We start from the raw sequence: 18,134 nt of genomic DNA, 5'->3' as shown, positions 1-18,134 counted from the left end.
ATGAAACCCCTTACCTCCATATTAAATTCTTTACCACCTACTAAAGTTATCGACGCAGAAATTAACCTTTCTGAATATACACGTGTCAATTTATCGGCTTCCAATAAAGAATTAGTTGATGCAAAATTGGAAACTTCAAAAGATTTTGAAGAGTATATTTTTAATTATTTAAAAGAAAAGAATGCTAAAGTCGCTTTTGGCGGATATATCGAAGGACGTTTTCTATATCAAAGAAGTTCTATTTTTCTGAGCGAATTTGCACCGGAACGTAATATTCATATTGGTTTAGATTTATGGACAGACGCTGGTACTCATGTACTTGCAGCACTAGATGGAAAAGTGCATAGCTTTAAAAACAATGAAGGTCTGGGAGATTACGGGCCAACTATCATATTGGAACATGACATAGAAAACGAGAAATTTTATACTTTATATGGACATTTATCGTTAGAAAGTATAGAAAATTTAAATGTTGGAGACAATTTTAAGAAAGGTGAAAAAATTGCCACTTTAGGAGAAGCCTCAGTAAATGGAGATTACGCACCCCATGTCCATTTTCAAATCATCCACAATATTCAAGATTATTGGGGAGACTATCCTGGCGTGTGCAACACAAAAGATTTGAACTTTTATATCGAAAATTGTCCTGACCCAAACTTATTATTAAAAATTACTTAAATAGTTATGAAGAAAGCAGGATTGATTATATGTTTGTTATTATTATTAATTGGATGTAAATCTAAAAACGTTGTTAGTAGAGATACAGAAGATTTAAAAATTAAAAAGATTTCCGAAACGGAAGTGAATACAAATCAGCAGCGAAAGGCTTATGATTTAGGAAAGAGAGTTTTAGAAACTTGCAATACGTCAAAATTTAAACCTTTTAATGAGACTGAAGTAACTAAATCGGTAATGGAAAACACTACAGAAGAGCGTTTAACCAAAACTTGTCAAAGATTTAGACAATATTACGGAAGTTTTATAGATTTAAAATTGGATGGCGTTTACAAAACCAAACAAGTGGTCATTTACCGTTACCACGCATTATACACTAAAAAAGTAGCCAATAAGGAATTGCGTGTTTTTGTAAATGAGGAGAATCTTGTTTCAGCTATTAAATCAATGGATTGGGACGAAAAATTCGATGCCAAATTAGCCGATCAATAAATATATAAACCATGAATTTTAAATTACCACTTTTTCTTTTATTGTTTGTTTCAAATTTTACCATAGCACAGCAAAGCATTAGCGTAAAAGGCTCTGCTCCTTTTCCGGCAACTCAAGAATATACCTTTATATGTGAGAAATATGCTTTTACTGGTGAAATAAAAGTTCAAATAGCTAAAACAGATAAAGGTGGTATTTTAAAATTAACCGTTGCAACTGCAAATGACAAAGCCAGAATCGCAGGCGGAGTTTATGTAGATTTGGCAAATGCAGATGTTATTGCTTGTACAGATAAAAATGTAAAAGAATCTACTGACGGAAAAACCACCTCTTACTATTACTTTACTCCGGCAGAATGGATTAAATTAAAAAAGAATGATATTTATGCCGTACGATTTATTATTGTTGGAGGTCCCGATAATTTTGGAAATCAAACTGGGCATTTTACGGCTCACAATAAAATGAATTATTTTTCTACCGCTTACGATAAAACTAAAAAATCATTTGATACCGCTAAAGAAATTAGTGTTTTGTAATCTTTTTATTCTAATTAATCTTATATTTATCGGAAATATATTTTTATGAATGCAAACGAAGCTTTAATTGCAAAATTCTATACCGCCTTTGCGAATGCTGATGCCAAGACCATGGTTGAATGTTATCATCCTAAAATTCATTTTATTGATCCCGCTTTCGGTTTGCTAAAAGAAGATCAGGTGGCCAAAATGTGGGAAATGCTTCTCTTGAAAAGCAAAGGAAACATAAAAATTGAATTTTCAAATGTAAAAGCTGACGATTCTACTGGTTCTGCTAATTGGGTTGCTACCTATAATTTCAGTAAAACAAACAGAAAAGTGGTGAATCGAATTGCGGCGGAATTTGTTTTTCAAGACGGATTAATAATCAAACATACTGACAATTTTGACATCTGGAAATGGTCAAAACAAGCGTTTGGAATTACAGGCTATTTGTTGGGCTGGACCGGATTTTTTCAAAAGAAAGTGCAAAGTCAAGCTTTATCATCGTTACAGAAATTTCAACAAATCAAATAAAAACCTTAAATTGAAAATTGTTACAGCACTAAAATATAATATGTTTTCAATTTAATATCTGCCTTTTACCTGATTATAATTATTTGTTACTTATTGTTTTTTACTAAAAGTGTTAATTTGAATACTGATGAAAGAAATCGTACACAAAAAATTAAATCAATTACAGGCAACAGCAATCTGCGGAAACGACATTAGCTCTTCCTGCCTCTACGTATCAGCTTTAACTATTTTATACGCCGGACAATACGCCTGGATTTCATTACTGATTGTGGGTGTTGTTTTATTTTTATTTAGAAAAATTTATGGAGAAGTTGTTGGCGCAATTCCTTTAAATGGAGGTGCTTACAATGTTTTATTGAATACTTCCACTAAACGTTTGGCTTCTTTGGCCGCTACTTTGACTGTTTTGTCTTATATGGCAACGGCTGTTATTTCTGCATCTGAAGGAATGCATTATCTACATGGAATTTTTGAAGGTTTAAATGTTACAATTGCTACTGTTGTTGTCCTGGTTTTGTTTACTGGATTAGCAATTCTTGGAATTGGAGAATCTGCATTTGTTGCCGTAGTCATTTTTTTAACTCATATTGGAACGTTGACTTTGTTGGTTCTTGCTTCAATTTGGTTCGTTTTAAATCATGGTTTAGACACTTTCCATGTCAATTGGGATACTCCTATTGCTTCTGGAGATTTTAAAACTGCTCTTTTTCTTGGTTTTTCGGCTGCTATGCTTGGTATTTCGGGTTTTGAAAGTTCTGCCAATTTTGTGGAAGAACAAGAAAGTGGCGTTTTCCCAAAAACTTTACGAAACATGTGGGGAATAGTAAGTTTCTTCAATCCTGTTATTGCCATACTGTTGGTCAGTGTAATTCCGTTAACTCAGGTTGGAGAAAACAAGGAATCACTTTTAGCCCATTTAGGACAAACAACTGGAGGTTCTTGGTTAGCTTGGCTCATTTCGATTGATGCTGTTATGGTACTTTGTGGAGCTGTTTTGACTTCATTTGTTGGTGTCTCTGGACTTTTAAACCGAATGACATTGGATAGAATTTTACCTAATTATTTTTTAAAACAAAATAAAAGAGGTTCACATTACAGAATCATTTTAAGTTTTCTAATCCTTTGTATTTCTGTGCTTTTTGCTACAAAAGGACATTTAGAATCTTTAGCAGGAGTCTACACTTTTTCTTTTCTCGCAGTAATGGCATTATTCGGAATTGGAAATTTATTATTAAAATATAAGAGAAAAAAACTTCCAAGACCGGAACGTGCTCGCGGAATTGCCGTTGTTGCAGCGGTTTCTTTTGTAATTGCTGCTTTTATTGGAAATATGCGATTGAACGTTAATTCATTTTATACCTTTCTGCAATATATGGTTCCAGCTTTAATTTTCATCGGAATCATGCTAAATCGTGTTATTCTAATTCGTTTATTAATTGAAGTATTAGAATATTTCTATCAGCCATTGCGCAAAATAGTAATTTTGAGTAATCGTTATCTCCAGAATTTAAGTTCTGAAATCAATTCACAGGAATTTGTATTTTTTACAAAAGGAGATGATATCACCATATTGAATAAAGTTTTACAATATGTAGAAGATAATGAAACAACCAAAAAACTAAAAATCGTTCACGTTAAAAAAGATACCGTTGACAATGAAGCACTCAAAAAAGATCTTGAGGTTTTAGATCGTGCATACGACGGACTTGATATTGAGTTTATAGAAATAGACGGTGTCTTTGGACCAGAAATCATCGATGAACTCTCCGAAAAATGGAAAATTCCTAAAAACTTTATGTTCATAGGTTCTCCTGGAAACAGATTTTCTTATAGAGTTTCAGATCTTGGCGGCGTACGTTTAATAATGTAAATATTTAGAAGCAGAAAATTCATTTTTTTAAGACGAGTTGTCCCGCTATCCACTCCAATCTTTTGTGTCTCGTTAAAGAAACGAGACACAAAAGGATTTCCGCTCCTATCGGGGCTAGTTTAGAGCTTTAATTTTTCAAAAGAAACATAAAAAATAACCCAACAGCTTAAAAAAACTGTCCGGTTTATTATTTTCAATATCTTCTTTAGCAAGATTCAATTTTTTAAGATTTAAACCAGCTTTCAACCAATTCATCTTCAAAAGAGGTAGCATTTTTATGAATAAACTCATTTCTAGATTTATCATAAGAATAATCCAAAGCCCAAGTTTCGTGATTTGCTGCTAATTCTTTTATACTCTTACAAACAAAAGCTATTTCTTCATCTGTCGTTGTTGGGTGAATCGACATTCTGATCCATCCTGGTTTTTTTATTAAATCACCAATTGTAATTTCATTGACCAACTTATTAGAAGTTTCCTGATCAACGTGCAGTAAATAATGTCCGTACGTTCCTGCACAACTGCATCCTCCTCTAGTCTGGATTCCAAAACGATCATTTAAAATCTTTACTCCTAAATTAAAATGAAGATCGTCAATAAAAAATGAAATTACACCAAGACGATCTTTATGTTGGCCAGCTAGTATTTTAATATTTGAAACAGGTTCCAATTCGCTAAAAACATAATCAACAATTTCATGTTCACGCTGCATAATGTTTTCGATACCCATTTCTTCTTTCAGTTCAATTGCCAAAGCCGTTTTTATAACCTGAAGAAAACCAGGAGTTCCACCATCTTCGCGATCTTCTATATTATCGATATATTTATGTTCACCCCAAGGATTTGTCCAGCTTACCGTTCCTCCACCCGGACAATCAGGAATCATGTTATTGTATAATTTCTTATTGAAAATTAGAACCCCTGAAGTTCCTGGGCCGCCCAGAAATTTATGAGGAGACATAAAAACAGCATCCAGATAAGATTCTGGATCTGCCGGATGCATATCAACTTCGACATATGGTCCAGAGCAAGCAAAATCTACAAAACAAACGCCATTATGCTGATGCATCACTTTTGCAGCTTCATGATAAGGAGTTCTTAATCCTGTAACATTTGAACATGCTGTAATAGAAGCAATTTTGATAGTTCTATCTTTATACTTTTCTAGTAATATCTCAAGATTTTCAACATTGAAAAGCCCTTTTTCGCAAGATGGAATAATTTCAACATCTGCAATAGTTTCTAACCAAGAAGTCTGATTAGAATGATGTTCCATGTGCGAAATGAAAACGATCGGTTTTTTCTCAGCTGGAACATTTGTAAAGGATTTTAAATTTTCAGGCACTTTCAATCCTAAAATACGCTGAAATTTATTGATGACTCCAGTCATTCCAGTTCCATCTGTAATCAGGACATCATCGCTGTTTGCATTGGCATGACGTTTAATAATATGTCTTGCATGATGATACGCCTTTGTCATGGCAGTTCCTGACACGGTCGTTTCAGTATGTGTATTGGCAACGAAAGGTCCGAATTGATTTAAAAGTTTTTCTTCAATCGGACGATATAATCTTCCACTGGCAGTCCAATCTGTATAAATAATTGATTTTCTGCCATAAGGTGACGTAAATTCCTGGTTTATTCCGACAATATTCTGTCTGAATTCCTGAAAGTAAGTTTCAAGAGTGATGGTATTATTTTTGCTATCCATTAGTTGTGCCTTGTGTTTGACTGCAAATATATCGTTTTTTTATAAAATTGCGAATTTATCAATAACAAACTTCAAACACTACATTACTGTTTAATATCTTTAGCTAAAAGATATATTTATTAATAAATTATCACAATATCCTATCGAATTAATAGGCATTAACTAAAAGAAAGTATTATCTATGGGAAATTTATCAGTAGCTACCTTTGGGGGCGGATGTTTTTGGTGTATAGAAGCTGTAATTCAGCGTTTAAAAGGTGTAGAGTCAATAAAATCCGGATATTCAGACGGATTTATAAAAAATCCTGCATATCGTGAAGTTTGTACTGGGAGAACCGGACATGCAGAAGTTATTCAGGTCACTTTTAATCCTGACATAATTTCATATCATGACTTAATTTTCATATTCATGACAAGTCATGATCCAACAACTTTAAACCGTCAGGGCGGTGACAGCGGAACGCAATATCGTTCTATTGTTTTGTATCATGATAATCAACAAAAAGAAATAGCTGAAAAAGTTTTTGAAGAAGTGCAACCAGCTTATGTAGATCCAATTGTAACACAATTAAAACCTTTTGAAGTATTTTACGAAGCTGAAGATTATCATCAAAATTATTACAATGAAAATCAGGAAGCTGGATATTGTCAAGTTGTAATTGATCCTAAAATTCAAAAACTTAAAAAAATGTATGCTGATAGATTAATCGGCTAATATTTTAAGCCACAGATTTTACAGATTTAAATGATTTTTTAATCTTTATTAAAGACGGGAATCTGTGGCAAAACAACACAATAAAATGAAAAACTTAAAAATAAATAATCGATTTACGGCAGAATTACCGACCGATCCTGAATTAACGAATGAAGTTCGTCAGGTAAAAAACACGCTGTTTTCTTTTGTAAATCCAACAAAACCATCCAATCCAAAATTGGTTCATGCTTCTGAAGAAGTCGCTGAATTGGTCGGAATTTCTAAAGACGAAATTCGGTCTGAAGAATTTCTGAATACCTTTTCAGGAAAAGAAATCTATCCTGAAACACAACCTTTTGCTATGTGTTATGCCGGACATCAATTTGGAAACTGGGCTGGACAGTTAGGAGATGGCCGTGCAATCAATTTGACTGAAGTCGAAAATAATAATCAGTTTTATACACTACAATTAAAAGGCGCAGGAAAAACACCTTACTCTAGAACGGCAGACGGTTTAGCTGTTTTGCGTTCTTCAATCAGAGAATATTTATGTGCAGAAGCAATGCATTATTTGGGAGTTCCAACTACAAGGTCACTTTCCTTAATTCTTTCTGGAGACCAAGTTTTGAGAGATGTTTTGTATAATGGAAATCCTGCTTATGAAAAAGGCGCTATTGTTGCTAGAGTCGCTCCTTCCTTTATTCGTTTTGGAAGTTTTGAAATGCTTACAGCCAGAAATGAACTTAAAAATCTGAAGCAATTCGTAGAGTTTACCATCAAACATTATTTTCCTGAAATTACAGGAGAACCAAAAGAACAATATATTCAGTTTTTTCAAAAAGTGGCAGACACGACTCGTGAAATGATAGTACATTGGCAACGTGTAGGATTTGTACACGGTGTAATGAATACTGATAATATGTCAATTCACGGAATCACGATTGATTATGGTCCGTACGGATGGCTGGAAAATTATGATCCTAATTGGACACCTAATACTACAGACAGTCAAAATAGAAGATATCGTTTCGGAAATCAGCCTTCAGTTGCACAATGGAATTTGTTTCAATTAGCCAATGCACTTTATCCATTAGTAAACGAAGCGGCACCGTTGGAAAAGATTCTCGACTCTTTCATGAATAACTTTGAAAAAGATTATAAAGCAATGTTTTTAAGTAAATTAGGTTTATTTACTTCAAGTGAAACTGATGATAAAATAATTAAAGGTTTAGAAGAAATTTTACAATTATCAGAAACGGACATGACGATATTTTTTAGAAATTTAAGTCAAGTCAAAAAAGAGGATTCTGTTGAAGAAGCTTTTAGAAAGATTGAATTCGCTTTTTATCTTCCAGAAGAAATAAAAGAGCAAATTTTGGATGCTTGGCAAAAATGGCTTTCAGTTTACTTGAAGAGATTGAATTCGGAAATACTTTCAGATGAAGAAAGAGTAATTAAAATGAATGCTATTAATCCGAAATATGTATTGAGAAACTATATGGCACAATTGGCAATTGATGCTGCTGATAAAGAAGATTATTTTCTAGTTGATGAATTCTTTCAGCTTCTGAAAAATCCATATGATGAACAGCCAGAATCTGAAAAATGGTTTGCAAAACGTCCAGATTGGGCAAGAACGAATGTCGGATGCTCAATGCTGTCTTGTAGTTCTTAAACTAATTAAAGGTTCTCGACTCCGCTCGAACTGACATCCTTTTGTCACATTGAGCGAAGTCGAAATGCTTTTTAGATTTATTTCGAGCAAATATAATCTACAATCAAATTAGCATGAATTCTTGAGTTTTCTATAAACCATTTGTGTGTCTGCATTCCACCACAAACTACACCAGCAAGAAATAAACCTTCTATGTTCGTTTCCATGGTCTCTGGATTATAAACTGGAATTTTTAATTCATCATCAGAAAGCTGGATTCCCATTTTCTCTAGAAAATTCAAATCAGGTTTATAACCTGTTAAAGCTAGAACAAAATCATTTTCTATTGTAACCTTTCCGTTTGGAGTTTCAATTTCAACTTCATTTTCACGAATTTCAGTTATATTAGATTCAAAATAAGCTTTAATACTTCCTTCAGCAATACGATTTTCTACATCAGGTTTTACCCAATATTTCACACGATTATTGATTTCGTTTTTACGAATAACCATTGTAACGTCAGCGCCTTTTCTCCAACATTCCAAAGCTGCATCTACAGAAGAATTATTGGCTCCAACAACCAAAACTTTTCTAAAAGCATATTCATGTGCTTCTTTATAATAATGCCTTACTTTCGGTAAACTTTCGCCTAAAACATTCATTTGTATCGGAATATCGTAGAAACCAGTTGCAATGACAACATTTGTAGCTTCATAATTGCGTTTATCAGTTCCAATTTTAAAAATTCCGTTATTCTTATCAACATTAAGAACTTTCTCGAATAAATTAATATTGAATTTAAAATAGCGATGAATGTTTCTATAATATTCTAAAGCTTCCTGACGCCCAGGTTTTGGAGCAAGACAATTAAACGGAATTTCGCCAATTTCTAATCTTTCTGCAGTCGAAAAAAAGGTCATGTACAACGGATAGTTAAAAATACTGTTGACAATGGCACCTTTTTCTATAATTAAGTAATTTAATTTTTTCTTTTCAGCTTCTATTGCACAGGCAAGTCCAATTGGTCCGCCCCCTACTATAACAAGGTCGTATATTGATTCTGTCATTTTATTTTTGCCAGTCTTTAAAGGGATTTTTACTCAAATAGGCATTATAATATCTTTCATCATTAGTCACTTCTTCACCAAGCCATTCTGGTTTTTCAAAAGCTTCATCTTCAGCGTTTAATTCAATTTCCGCCATTATTAAGCCTTCATTTTCTCCATAAAATTCATCTACTTCATAAACATGAACTCCTGATTTTATTTCGTAACGTGTTTTTTCGATCTTTCCTTTCTCACAAAGCTTTAAAAGTTCCTGTGCTTCATCCAACGGAATTTCATTTTCCCATTCAAAACGAGACATGCCACCACTATGACTTATCCCTTTTATGGTTATAAAACCTTTATGACCTTTTATCCTAACCCTCACTGTACGCTCAGGAACAGAACTCAAATAACCTTGAGCAATCTTATTTTGAGCAAAAGCCTGATTTTTGAATTCGTCAGATTTGACCAGAAATTTTCTTTCTATTTCAACCATTTTTTAATATGCATTATTTTTTATGCAAGTTACTCAATTTAATCAAGAGGTTAAAAAATAACAAATTCAAAAATATGTTAATTCACTTTTTAAAACACAAACAACAAGCAATAAAATAACTGATTATTAATATGTTACGTATTAATTTTTTAGTTAAATTTGAAAGAATCTAAACTCATCATCTATGTCTAAAAAAGTAAGTTATCTATTAGGCATTGCGATAACCATTATTTTAGGTACTTTTTTATATCTAAAATTTTGCTGCAACTGCTATGAAAAAACAACAACGGATGATGCTCCTAAAATAGTTTCCCCAGCTGTTCAAGAGCCAAATTTTGTTCCGTTTGTATTAAATGGTTCGGGAATTGAATATCAGACTCATGATAATCTCAAGTTCCTTAAAAACAGTGCAATACTAATAATGCCTGTAAGTGATTCTGTAACGACAGGTGTCGAAAAATTAAAAGCTTTCTTAACTACAAATCCCAAACAGAAAGTTACGATTACGGGTTACGCCACATCAGACGAAACGAATTCTACAACCTTTGAAAATCTTGGTTTAGCGAGAGCAAATGATGTCAAGAATTATTTTGTTTCAAAAGGAATGTCTGAAAATCAATTCAATACAATCGGAAAAATTATTGACACATGGAAAATGAGTGGCGACACACTTCTTGGTCCTGCAGATTATACTTTCGAAACAATTGACTCTTCTTCAGCTACAAATGACGAATGGACCGCATTGAAAGAAAAAATTAATGCAGACCCTTTAATTCTTCATTTTAATACCAATAAATCACGTCAAACTTTAAGTGATGCTGAGAAACAAAAAGTATCCAATATTGCTAAATATTTAGAGAACGTCAAAGATGCTGTTGTAGTCGCTGTTGGTCATTCTGACAATGTTGGAAATCGCGATTCTAATATTATTCTAGGCCAAAAAAGAGCTGATTTTTCTAAAGATTACCTTTCAAAAAACGGAATCGACGCAGCTAGAATTGAAACATCATCTAAAGGTCCTGACGAGCCAGTAGGTGATAATGCAACGGAAGAAGGAAAAGCAACAAATCGAAGAACAGTCATTACAATTAAATAATTAAAACATACGATCATGAATATACCTTGTATCTTAATACCTGCTCTAGTAGGCCTTATTTGTGGAATTTTAGGTTATTTACTAGGAAAAATGAACTCTAAAAATGATGATTCACTTGCATTGTCCTTACAAGCTGACTTGGATGCCTGCAAAGCAAACACTAGAAATTTGAATGCTAGAATTTCTACGCTTGAAGCTGATTTGGCAGCAAAAACAAATATAGCTCCACAATCATTTACAGCCAGTGCTCCAACGCTAATTCCTTTTGACAGCGATTTGGCAGCAACTGTTTTAGGAAAAAAAATAAAAGAAAATGATTTGAAAATTGTGGAAGGAATTGGTCCAAAAATCGAAGCTTTATTTAATAATGCTGGCATAAAAACATGGTACGAACTTTCCGAAGCATCTACAGAAAAACTGCAATCGATTTTGGATTCTGGAGGAGAAAATTATGCTATTCATAATCCTAGTACATGGGCAAGACAAGCTTTACTGGCTTATCAGGGAAAATGGCAGGAGTTAAAAGATTGGCAAAATAGTCTTTTAGGAGGAAAAGAGTAACTAAATAAAGGTTCAAAGTAGCAAAGGGACAAAGGAACAGAGGTTTAAATCCTCAAAGAAATCCTTTGTCCCTTTGTAACTCTGTCCCTTTGTAACTTTATTACAAAAAATCTTCTTGCCATTTTTTAGTTTTATCATACCAAAGCTGACCGTTTTCAACTTTTAGTGGACAATCTATATTATTCGTATAAAGCGCTCCTGTTCCTAGTCCTTGAGGCATTCTAGAATTCAAGGTAAATGTCCATTGTGCAATAGCATTTAGTCCAATATTACTTTCTAATGCCGATGTAATCCACCAGCCAATATTGTATTTATCTGCTAAATCAATCCACTCTTTCGTTCCTTTAAAACCTCCGATAAAACTTGGTTTTAAAATAATGTATTGTGGCTTTATTTCTTGTAATAATTTTTCTTTTTCTTGGAATGAAAATACACCGATCAACTCTTCATCTAAAGCAATGGGAAATGGAGTCTCTTTACAAAGTTGAGCCATTTTCAAAATATTACCTTTTTTAATTGGCTGTTCAATGCTATGAAGCTGAAATTGATTCAATTGATGTAATTTACCTAAAGCTTCTTCTAAAGAAAAAGCACCATTTGCATCTACCCTAATTTCAATCTGCTTGGCAGAAAAATGACTCCTAATAAACTGCAATAATTCCAATTCTTTTTGAAAATCAATTGCTCCAATTTTAAGTTTTATGCAATTGAATCCGGTTGCTAATTTTTCTTCAATTTGCTCTTTCATAAAAGAAGCTTCCCCCATCCAAACCAAACCATTTATCGGAATCGAACTTGATTCTTTAGTAAAATCGGATGGAAATAAAACAAATTGATTTTCACTTTTTAAAGATAAAAAAGCCATTTCTACTCCAAATTGAATAGACGGGAACTCTAATAAGGCATTCCAAAGTGCCGTTTCTCCTAAATGGATATTATCGCAAGTCCATTTTAGTTTTTCTTCGTAATCAGGACGATCATCAGCACTTAAACTTCTTAAAATACCACACTCTCCAATTCCTTTCTTACCATTTTCTTCTAAGATTATAAACCAAGTTTCTTTTTCGGTCATTACTCCTCTTGAAGTTCCAGAAGGTCTTTTAAATTCGAGTAAATATTTATGATATGAAGCTTTCAATTGGGTTTAGTTATAAAGTTTTAATATTCTTTCAAAATCTTTAGACGGAAGACCAGCTTTTTCAAAAACTGCAAAATCTAATTTTGTCTTAGCTATCCAACTTAAACTATCTGTCACGTTTTGAGTCTGATATTTTTTGTAAATCGCTTTGGCTGCACTATAATCATCACTGACCAAATAGGTATGTGCCAAATTTAATTTAATCAATAGTTCAGTATCATCCAGTTTTTCTCCTTCCAATAATACTTTTAAGGCTTTTGCATATTGTTTTGTCAAAATATAACAATAGCCAAGTGAGTTGTAATCTAAGGCCGTTGCTTTTCCCTCGTTTACGATTGTATTTAATTTTGGAATGGCCTCGTTATATTTTTGAGTTTTAATTAATGAAGCGGCTTGCGTTCTTAAATCATTGAAGACATTTTTAGAAATATCAGCATCTTTATAACATGCATTTCCAAAATCTTTGTAGATCTTTGTCTTTTCTACGGCAAGTAATTTCTGAAACTCATCGTAGCGATATTGTTTCATAATCTTATTTAAAATACAAACACAAAAATCATCAGAATTAGCCATTTTCTGAGCCATTGTTGATGTTTTACATAAACTTATAATTTCATTTTTATTGTCCTGATTCCAGCCACGACTTAATTTTGTGTCTACCCAAGGCACAACTTCTAAAACTACTTTTTGGCTCAAAATCCAGTTTTTGCTTTCAAAACCAAACCAAATTGTGCTGATATTTTCTTTTAAACATGAAGATCTATTAACAGATAATCGCTTGGCATCTTTACTAACTGGTTCTGCCTGAGAGTAGCAAGCTTTATCAATTTTACCATCAGCAATATATTTTTTGGCATTTTCATTTGATGTAAAAATCGAATAAGTACATTGATCGTCACCTGAAATTTTAGACATTAAAAAAACTGCTCCGGCAGATCCCTGACTTACTCCTGTTGGATCCGGAATTGCTTTTAACAAAGAAACAAGGCTATTTGCCATTTCCTGATTTTTGTCTAGAAGTGTGATTCGGTAAACGATTTCTGTAGTTCCAACGGGTAGATCTTCTGTTGGAATTGCAATTCTATCTCTTGCTGGAACCATAATTTCTTTGGTTGTAGCACGCTCCTTGTCCCAATAACCGTCTTTTTGAGCGAAAGCACTAAAAGAAAAGGTAATTAAAAAAGATAGAAATATTTTTTTGAAAGTTATTTTTTGTGATGATGCTTTAGTTGCCACAGATTTCACAGATTAAAATGATTTTTAATTTTTAAAACTCAGATATTCCAATAACATAGATTGTGCCAATAACTTTCTTGTGAAACTGAGTGCCCTAGCCCCGATAGAAGCGATATCCTTTTGTGGTCTAGTTTCTTTAACTAGAACACAAAAGATATAGCGGATAGCGGGATTAGCTCCTTATTATAATTCGATTGATTCGCCGATTGCTAAAAGCATCAAATCTTTTCCTTTGTCGAAAAATTTACGAATAGCTTCTTCATGATTGATTTCGATATAACCGAAAGTGTCAAAATGATATCCTAAAATTTTATCACATTCTACAAAATCTGAAGCAATAATAGCATCTTCAACGTCCATGGTAAAATTATTTCCAATTGGAAGAATTACTAAATCCAGCTCTGTACGAAGCGGAATTAATTTCATATCATAAGTCAGTGCGGTATCTCCAGCGATGTAAATATTTTTGTGTTCGCCTTCTATCACAAATCCTCCAGGATTTCCTCCGTAAGATCCGTCAGGAAAACTGCTTGAATGAATTGCGTTTACATATTTTACTTTACCAAAATCGAATTTCCAGCTTCCTCCGTGATTCATCGGGTGAGAATTGAATCCTTTTTTTGCATAATAACTTGCGATCTCAGCGTTTGAAACAATAACCGCATTTGTATTTTTTGCAATGGCTTCAACGTCTAAAACATGATCACCATGTGCATGTGTTAGTAAAATATAATCGGCTTTTAATGTAGTAATATCAATTGCCGCAGCTTGTGGATTTCCTGTAATAAACGGATCCACAATTATATGTTTTCCTCCTACTTCAATTCCTAATGAAGCATGTCCGTAAAATGTAATTTTCATTTTGTTACCTTTTTAAGTTTAACGTTGTTTTATCTTCCTCCTAAAAAGAGGTTTACAATAATGTCTGAAATCAAGGAAATCATACAAACTGTAAGTAATATTGAAAGTAAAAAAGTGCTAAGTGCCAATTTTTTCAATTCTGGATCTAATAATTTAGGATCTTGATTTTGATAAACCGTAATTAAATGCTTTGTTAAAGGAATATAAGCCAATAAGAATAAATACTGATCAAAATTGTAATCACTCAAAATAGCAAAAACAACTACCAAAACCATTGCCGTAATGATTAGGAAAAAATGATAATTTTTAGCTTTTTGTGCTCCAATTTGAACCACAATTGTATTTTTTCCAGACTTTTTATCCGATTCCTGATCGCGCATATTATTCAAGTTTAAGACACCAACACTCAATAATCCGATAGATATTGCTGGAAGAATTAAAAGTGGATCTACTTCTTTTGCATACAAAAAGTTTACACCTAATGTGCTCACCAATCCGAAGAAAATGAAAACGAAGAGATCTCCAAAACCTCTATAGCCGTAAGCTGAATTTCCAACTGTGTAGCGAATTGCAGATGCAATAGCTGCAATGCCTAACAAAAGAAAAAAGACGGAATATCCAAAATTTTCTTGTCCGAAAGCAAGATAAATTAAGATAATCGCAGACAACAAAGTTAATAATGATGTAATAATAATGGCTTTTTTCATCGCTTGAGGCGTAATAACACCACTCTGAATAGCACGTTGTGGTCCTACTCTATCAGCATTATCTGTACCTTTTACACCATCTCCATAATCATTGGCAAAGTTTGATAAAACCTGAAGACCTAAAGTTGTCAAAAGTGCAAAGCCAAAAACTTTCCAGCTAAAAACTTCTGTCGGTGTATTAATAGTTTCTGTTGGATTTGATAAAGCATAAATACTTCCAACAATAATTCCAGAAACTGATAAAGGTAATGTGCGCAGTCTAGCGGCTTCAATCCAATGTTTCATTCTTTAAAATTTAGTTTTTTTTGTTTCATGTTTCAAGTTTCAGGTTGTCAACTTGGAACCTGAAACTTGAAACTTTATAACTTTTTAATTTATGGTAACCATTTGTTTTCACCGAAATTTGGCTTTCTTTTTTCCAAGAAAGCATTTCTTCCTTCTTTAGCCTCTTCCGTCATGTAAGCCAAACGAGTTGCTTCTCCTGCAAAAACCTGTTGACCGACCATACCGTCGTCTGTTAAGTTCATAGCAAATTTTAGCATTTTTATAGAAGTTGGTGATTTCTGAAGAATTTCCTGTGCCCATTCGTAAGCAGTTGCTTCCAATTCATCATGAGGAATTACAGCATTGACCATTCCCATTTCGAAGGCTTCTTGAGCAGAATAATTTCTACCTAAAAAGAAAATTTCACGAGCTTTTTTCTGCCCTACCATTTTAGCCAAATATGCAGATCCGTAACCGCCATCAAAACTTGTTACATCTGCATCTGTTTGTTTAAAAATAGCGTGTTCTTTACTGGCAAGTGTCATATCGCAAACCACATGCAAACTATGTCCGCCACCTACAGCCCATCCTGGAACTACTGCAATAACTACTTTAGGCATAAAGCGAATTAAACGCTGTACTTCTAGAATATTTAAACGATGCTGACCATCTTCACCAACGTATCCTTGGTGTCCACGTGCATTTTGGTCTCCGCCGCTGCAGAAAGAATAAACTCCATCTTTTGTTGAAGGTCCTTCTGCAGAAAGTAAAACAACTCCTATCGAAGTATCTTCTTGGGCATCATAAAAAGCTTGGTATAATTCTGAAGTAGTTTTAGGACGGAATGCATTTCTAACATTTGGTCTGTTAAAGGCTATTCTCGCTACTCCGTTGCATTTCTTATAAGTTATATCTTCAAATTCTCTGGCTGTAATCCAATCCATTTTGATTTTTCTGTTTTAATAATTATAGTGTAAAAATAACGCATTTTTACTATTTTACCTACTCAAATCGCTTCAAGTCTTTGCTAAATTAAGCTCGAATGTTAACAATTGGTATTTCCTTACAAAAAATAACATTTTTTAACATTAGTTTAGAAAAATAATAATTAATTTTACACCCTAGAAATCAATGAGATACATTTTATTTTAATGATTTCGGATTGATTTTCTTTCACTGATTTATTAACCTAAAAAATGATTTTTTTGAGAAAATTTAAAAAATTTGTCGCTCAATTTTTTAGGGTTTTAAGTAACAAACCTCAAATTAAAGAGCAAATGATTTATGTGTTTGTCGAAACTTCAAAAAGAAAAAAGTAACACCTACGGTTAAAAGTTAGAATTGTATCTATAATTAGTATATGAATGATAACGAAAAAGAGGAAAAACTACTAATTCACACTTTCTAAAAGTTATTTTATCAACCAATGGATTAAGCCGTGAAATTTTATTTTTGCTTTTAAGATAGGTGCATGATTGTTTAAAAGACATACCCATCAATAGAATAATTTCAAAAATACGTAAAGCTATTGTTCTGAGATGGATTCGAATTATTTTATTTCTGTTTTTTTTTAATTACAATTTTTTTTAAAACTAGAATAAAAAGCGAAAGGCTGCTCGTAATGGGCAGCCTTTTGTGTTATACTAATTTTCAAATCTCAAATTCCAAATTCCAAACTTCTATTGGAATTTGGAATTTAAACATTGCAATATCAGATCTTTATTCTTTTACAAGATAAATTCCATCCTCCTTAATTTCAATGAGTTTTTCTTTGTATAAAGATCCAATCGCTTTTTTGAACGACTTTTTACTCATTTTCAAAACTGTTTTGATGTCTTCGGGATGCGAATTATCATTTAAACGAAGAAAACCTCTACTTGCTCTTAGTTCACTAAGGATTTTTTCTGCATTTGGCTCAATACTTTCAAATCCTTGTGCTTGAATTGCAACATCGATTTTATTATCTGGGCGAATGTTTTTGATAAAACCACGCATTCTGTCACCAGTTCTTATGGAGTCATCATACACTTCGTCTTTGTATAAAAGTCCTTTGTGCTTCTCATTTATAATCACATTGATTCCCATATCGGTAATATGAGAAACTATTAAATCGACTTCTTCTCCTTTTTCTACCGTCAACTGATCGTTACTCAAAAACTGATTGGTTTTGCTAGAAGCTACCAAACGATTGGTTTGCTTATCCATGTACAAATAAACCAAATAGCGTTTTCCTTTTTCCATCGGACGCGCTTGTTCTTTAAACGGAACAAGAATATCTTTTTCCATTCCCCAATCCATAAAAGCACCTACATTATTGATATAATTTACTCTCAGAAGCGCAAATTCATTCAATAAAATATAAGGAACTAAAGTCGTTGCAACAGGTCGTTGTTCGTGATCCAAGTAAACGAAAACGATCAGTTCTTCTCCAATTTCAAACACTTTTGGTACATATTTGTTCGGAAGTAAAACATCATGAATTCCTTCAGGATCATTTTCAGGATTTCCTAAAAACAAACCAACTTTGGTATCACGTAATATAGTTAAGGTATTGTATTTTCCTATTTCTAACATATTCATA

18 protein-coding genes are annotated in these 18,134 nt (G+C 33.0%); 9 read left to right on the top strand and 9 right to left on the bottom strand.

What is annotated here, in order from left to right; translation table 11 throughout:
• The 5 genes from K6T82_RS09905 (at position 1) to K6T82_RS09885 (ending at position 4,089) form a co-directional block, all read left to right on the top strand.
• On the top strand, positions 1 to 678 hold the full coding sequence (locus tag K6T82_RS09905) for a peptidoglycan DD-metalloendopeptidase family protein (RefSeq protein WP_223705777.1): 678 nt from the start codon (positions 1 to 3) through the stop codon (positions 676 to 678).
• Positions 679 to 684: 6 nt separating this feature from the next.
• Positions 685 to 1,167 carry a hypothetical protein gene (locus tag K6T82_RS09900; protein ID WP_223705776.1) on the top strand — a complete coding sequence of 161 codons (483 nt, stop codon included), beginning with the start codon at positions 685 to 687 and terminating at the stop codon, positions 1,165 to 1,167.
• 11 nt (positions 1,168 to 1,178) lie between these two features.
• On the top strand, positions 1,179 to 1,703 hold the full coding sequence (locus tag K6T82_RS09895; protein ID WP_223705775.1) for a hypothetical protein: 525 nt from the start codon (positions 1,179 to 1,181) through the stop codon (positions 1,701 to 1,703).
• A 45-nt stretch (positions 1,704 to 1,748) separates the two neighbouring features.
• A complete protein-coding gene (locus K6T82_RS09890; RefSeq protein ID WP_223705774.1) occupies positions 1,749 to 2,219 on the top strand; it encodes a nuclear transport factor 2 family protein in 471 nt (156 codons plus the stop codon).
• A 127-nt stretch (positions 2,220 to 2,346) separates the two neighbouring features.
• Complete coding sequence (locus K6T82_RS09885) at positions 2,347 to 4,089, top strand: APC family permease (protein WP_223705773.1); 1,743 nt, start codon at positions 2,347 to 2,349, stop codon at positions 4,087 to 4,089.
• 223 nt (positions 4,090 to 4,312) lie between these two features.
• Here the strand turns inward: K6T82_RS09885 and K6T82_RS09880 are convergent, their stop codons facing one another.
• On the bottom strand, positions 4,313 to 5,800 hold the full coding sequence (locus K6T82_RS09880; protein WP_223705772.1) for an aminotransferase class V-fold PLP-dependent enzyme: 1,488 nt from the start codon (positions 5,798 to 5,800) through the stop codon (positions 4,313 to 4,315).
• 181 nt (positions 5,801 to 5,981) lie between these two features.
• Between K6T82_RS09880 and msrA the strand changes: the two genes are divergently transcribed.
• Both msrA and K6T82_RS09870 read left to right on the top strand, forming a co-directional pair.
• Positions 5,982 to 6,515 (top strand): peptide-methionine (S)-S-oxide reductase MsrA, encoded by a 534-nt coding sequence (gene msrA, locus K6T82_RS09875; protein WP_223705771.1) that lies wholly within the window; start codon positions 5,982 to 5,984, stop codon positions 6,513 to 6,515.
• An 85-nt stretch (positions 6,516 to 6,600) separates the two neighbouring features.
• Complete coding sequence (locus K6T82_RS09870; RefSeq protein WP_223705770.1) at positions 6,601 to 8,169, top strand: protein adenylyltransferase SelO; 1,569 nt, start codon at positions 6,601 to 6,603, stop codon at positions 8,167 to 8,169.
• 77 nt (positions 8,170 to 8,246) lie between these two features.
• Here K6T82_RS09870 and K6T82_RS09865 read toward each other — a convergent pair whose 3' ends face one another.
• On the bottom strand, positions 8,247 to 9,215 hold the full coding sequence (locus tag K6T82_RS09865; RefSeq protein ID WP_223705769.1) for a YpdA family putative bacillithiol disulfide reductase: 969 nt from the start codon (positions 9,213 to 9,215) through the stop codon (positions 8,247 to 8,249).
• A gap of 1 nt (position 9,216) precedes the next feature.
• Entirely contained in the window at positions 9,217 to 9,690 is a 474-nt protein-coding gene (locus K6T82_RS09860; RefSeq protein ID WP_223705768.1) for a CYTH domain-containing protein, read from the bottom strand.
• A gap of 184 nt (positions 9,691 to 9,874) precedes the next feature.
• On the opposite strand from K6T82_RS09860, the gene K6T82_RS09855 reads away from it, so the two are divergent.
• Together K6T82_RS09855 and K6T82_RS09850 are read left to right on the top strand one after the other, a co-directional pair.
• The gene (locus K6T82_RS09855; RefSeq protein WP_223705767.1) at positions 9,875 to 10,786 is read left to right on the top strand and encodes an OmpA family protein; all 912 of its coding nucleotides are present in this window, start codon (positions 9,875 to 9,877) and stop codon (positions 10,784 to 10,786) included.
• 15 nt (positions 10,787 to 10,801) lie between these two features.
• Positions 10,802 to 11,347 (top strand): hypothetical protein, encoded by a 546-nt coding sequence (locus K6T82_RS09850; protein WP_223705766.1) that lies wholly within the window; start codon positions 10,802 to 10,804, stop codon positions 11,345 to 11,347.
• Between the two features lie 100 nt (positions 11,348 to 11,447).
• On the opposite strand, the gene K6T82_RS09845 is transcribed toward K6T82_RS09850, so the two are convergent.
• From K6T82_RS09845 to K6T82_RS09820, 6 genes are all read right to left on the bottom strand, one after another.
• A complete protein-coding gene (locus K6T82_RS09845) occupies positions 11,448 to 12,485 on the bottom strand; it encodes an o-succinylbenzoate synthase (protein WP_223705765.1) in 1,038 nt (345 codons plus the stop codon).
• A gap of 6 nt (positions 12,486 to 12,491) precedes the next feature.
• On the bottom strand, positions 12,492 to 13,694 hold the full coding sequence (locus tag K6T82_RS09840) for a tetratricopeptide repeat protein (RefSeq protein ID WP_223706181.1): 1,203 nt from the start codon (positions 13,692 to 13,694) through the stop codon (positions 12,492 to 12,494).
• A 210-nt stretch (positions 13,695 to 13,904) separates the two neighbouring features.
• Positions 13,905 to 14,582, bottom strand: a complete 678-nt coding sequence (locus K6T82_RS09835) for a metal-dependent hydrolase (protein WP_223705764.1) — start codon at positions 14,580 to 14,582, stop codon at positions 13,905 to 13,907.
• 29 nt (positions 14,583 to 14,611) lie between these two features.
• The gene (menA, locus tag K6T82_RS09830; protein WP_223705763.1) at positions 14,612 to 15,574 is read right to left on the bottom strand and encodes a 1,4-dihydroxy-2-naphthoate octaprenyltransferase; all 963 of its coding nucleotides are present in this window, start codon (positions 15,572 to 15,574) and stop codon (positions 14,612 to 14,614) included.
• 89 nt (positions 15,575 to 15,663) lie between these two features.
• Positions 15,664 to 16,497, bottom strand: a complete 834-nt coding sequence (locus tag K6T82_RS09825; RefSeq protein ID WP_053473251.1) for a 1,4-dihydroxy-2-naphthoyl-CoA synthase — start codon at positions 16,495 to 16,497, stop codon at positions 15,664 to 15,666.
• A gap of 775 nt (positions 16,498 to 17,272) precedes the next feature.
• Complete coding sequence (locus K6T82_RS09820) at positions 17,273 to 18,127, bottom strand: CvfB family protein (protein ID WP_223705762.1); 855 nt, start codon at positions 18,125 to 18,127, stop codon at positions 17,273 to 17,275.
• Positions 18,128 to 18,134: the final 7 nt, after the last annotated feature.

It is taken from the genome of Flavobacterium potami, assembly GCF_020026915.1.
Classification (GTDB): Bacteria; Bacteroidota; Bacteroidia; order Flavobacteriales; family Flavobacteriaceae; genus Flavobacterium; species Flavobacterium potami.
Note: the sequence above shows the minus strand (reverse complement) of the source record. Positions and strands in the feature narration are given on the sequence as shown.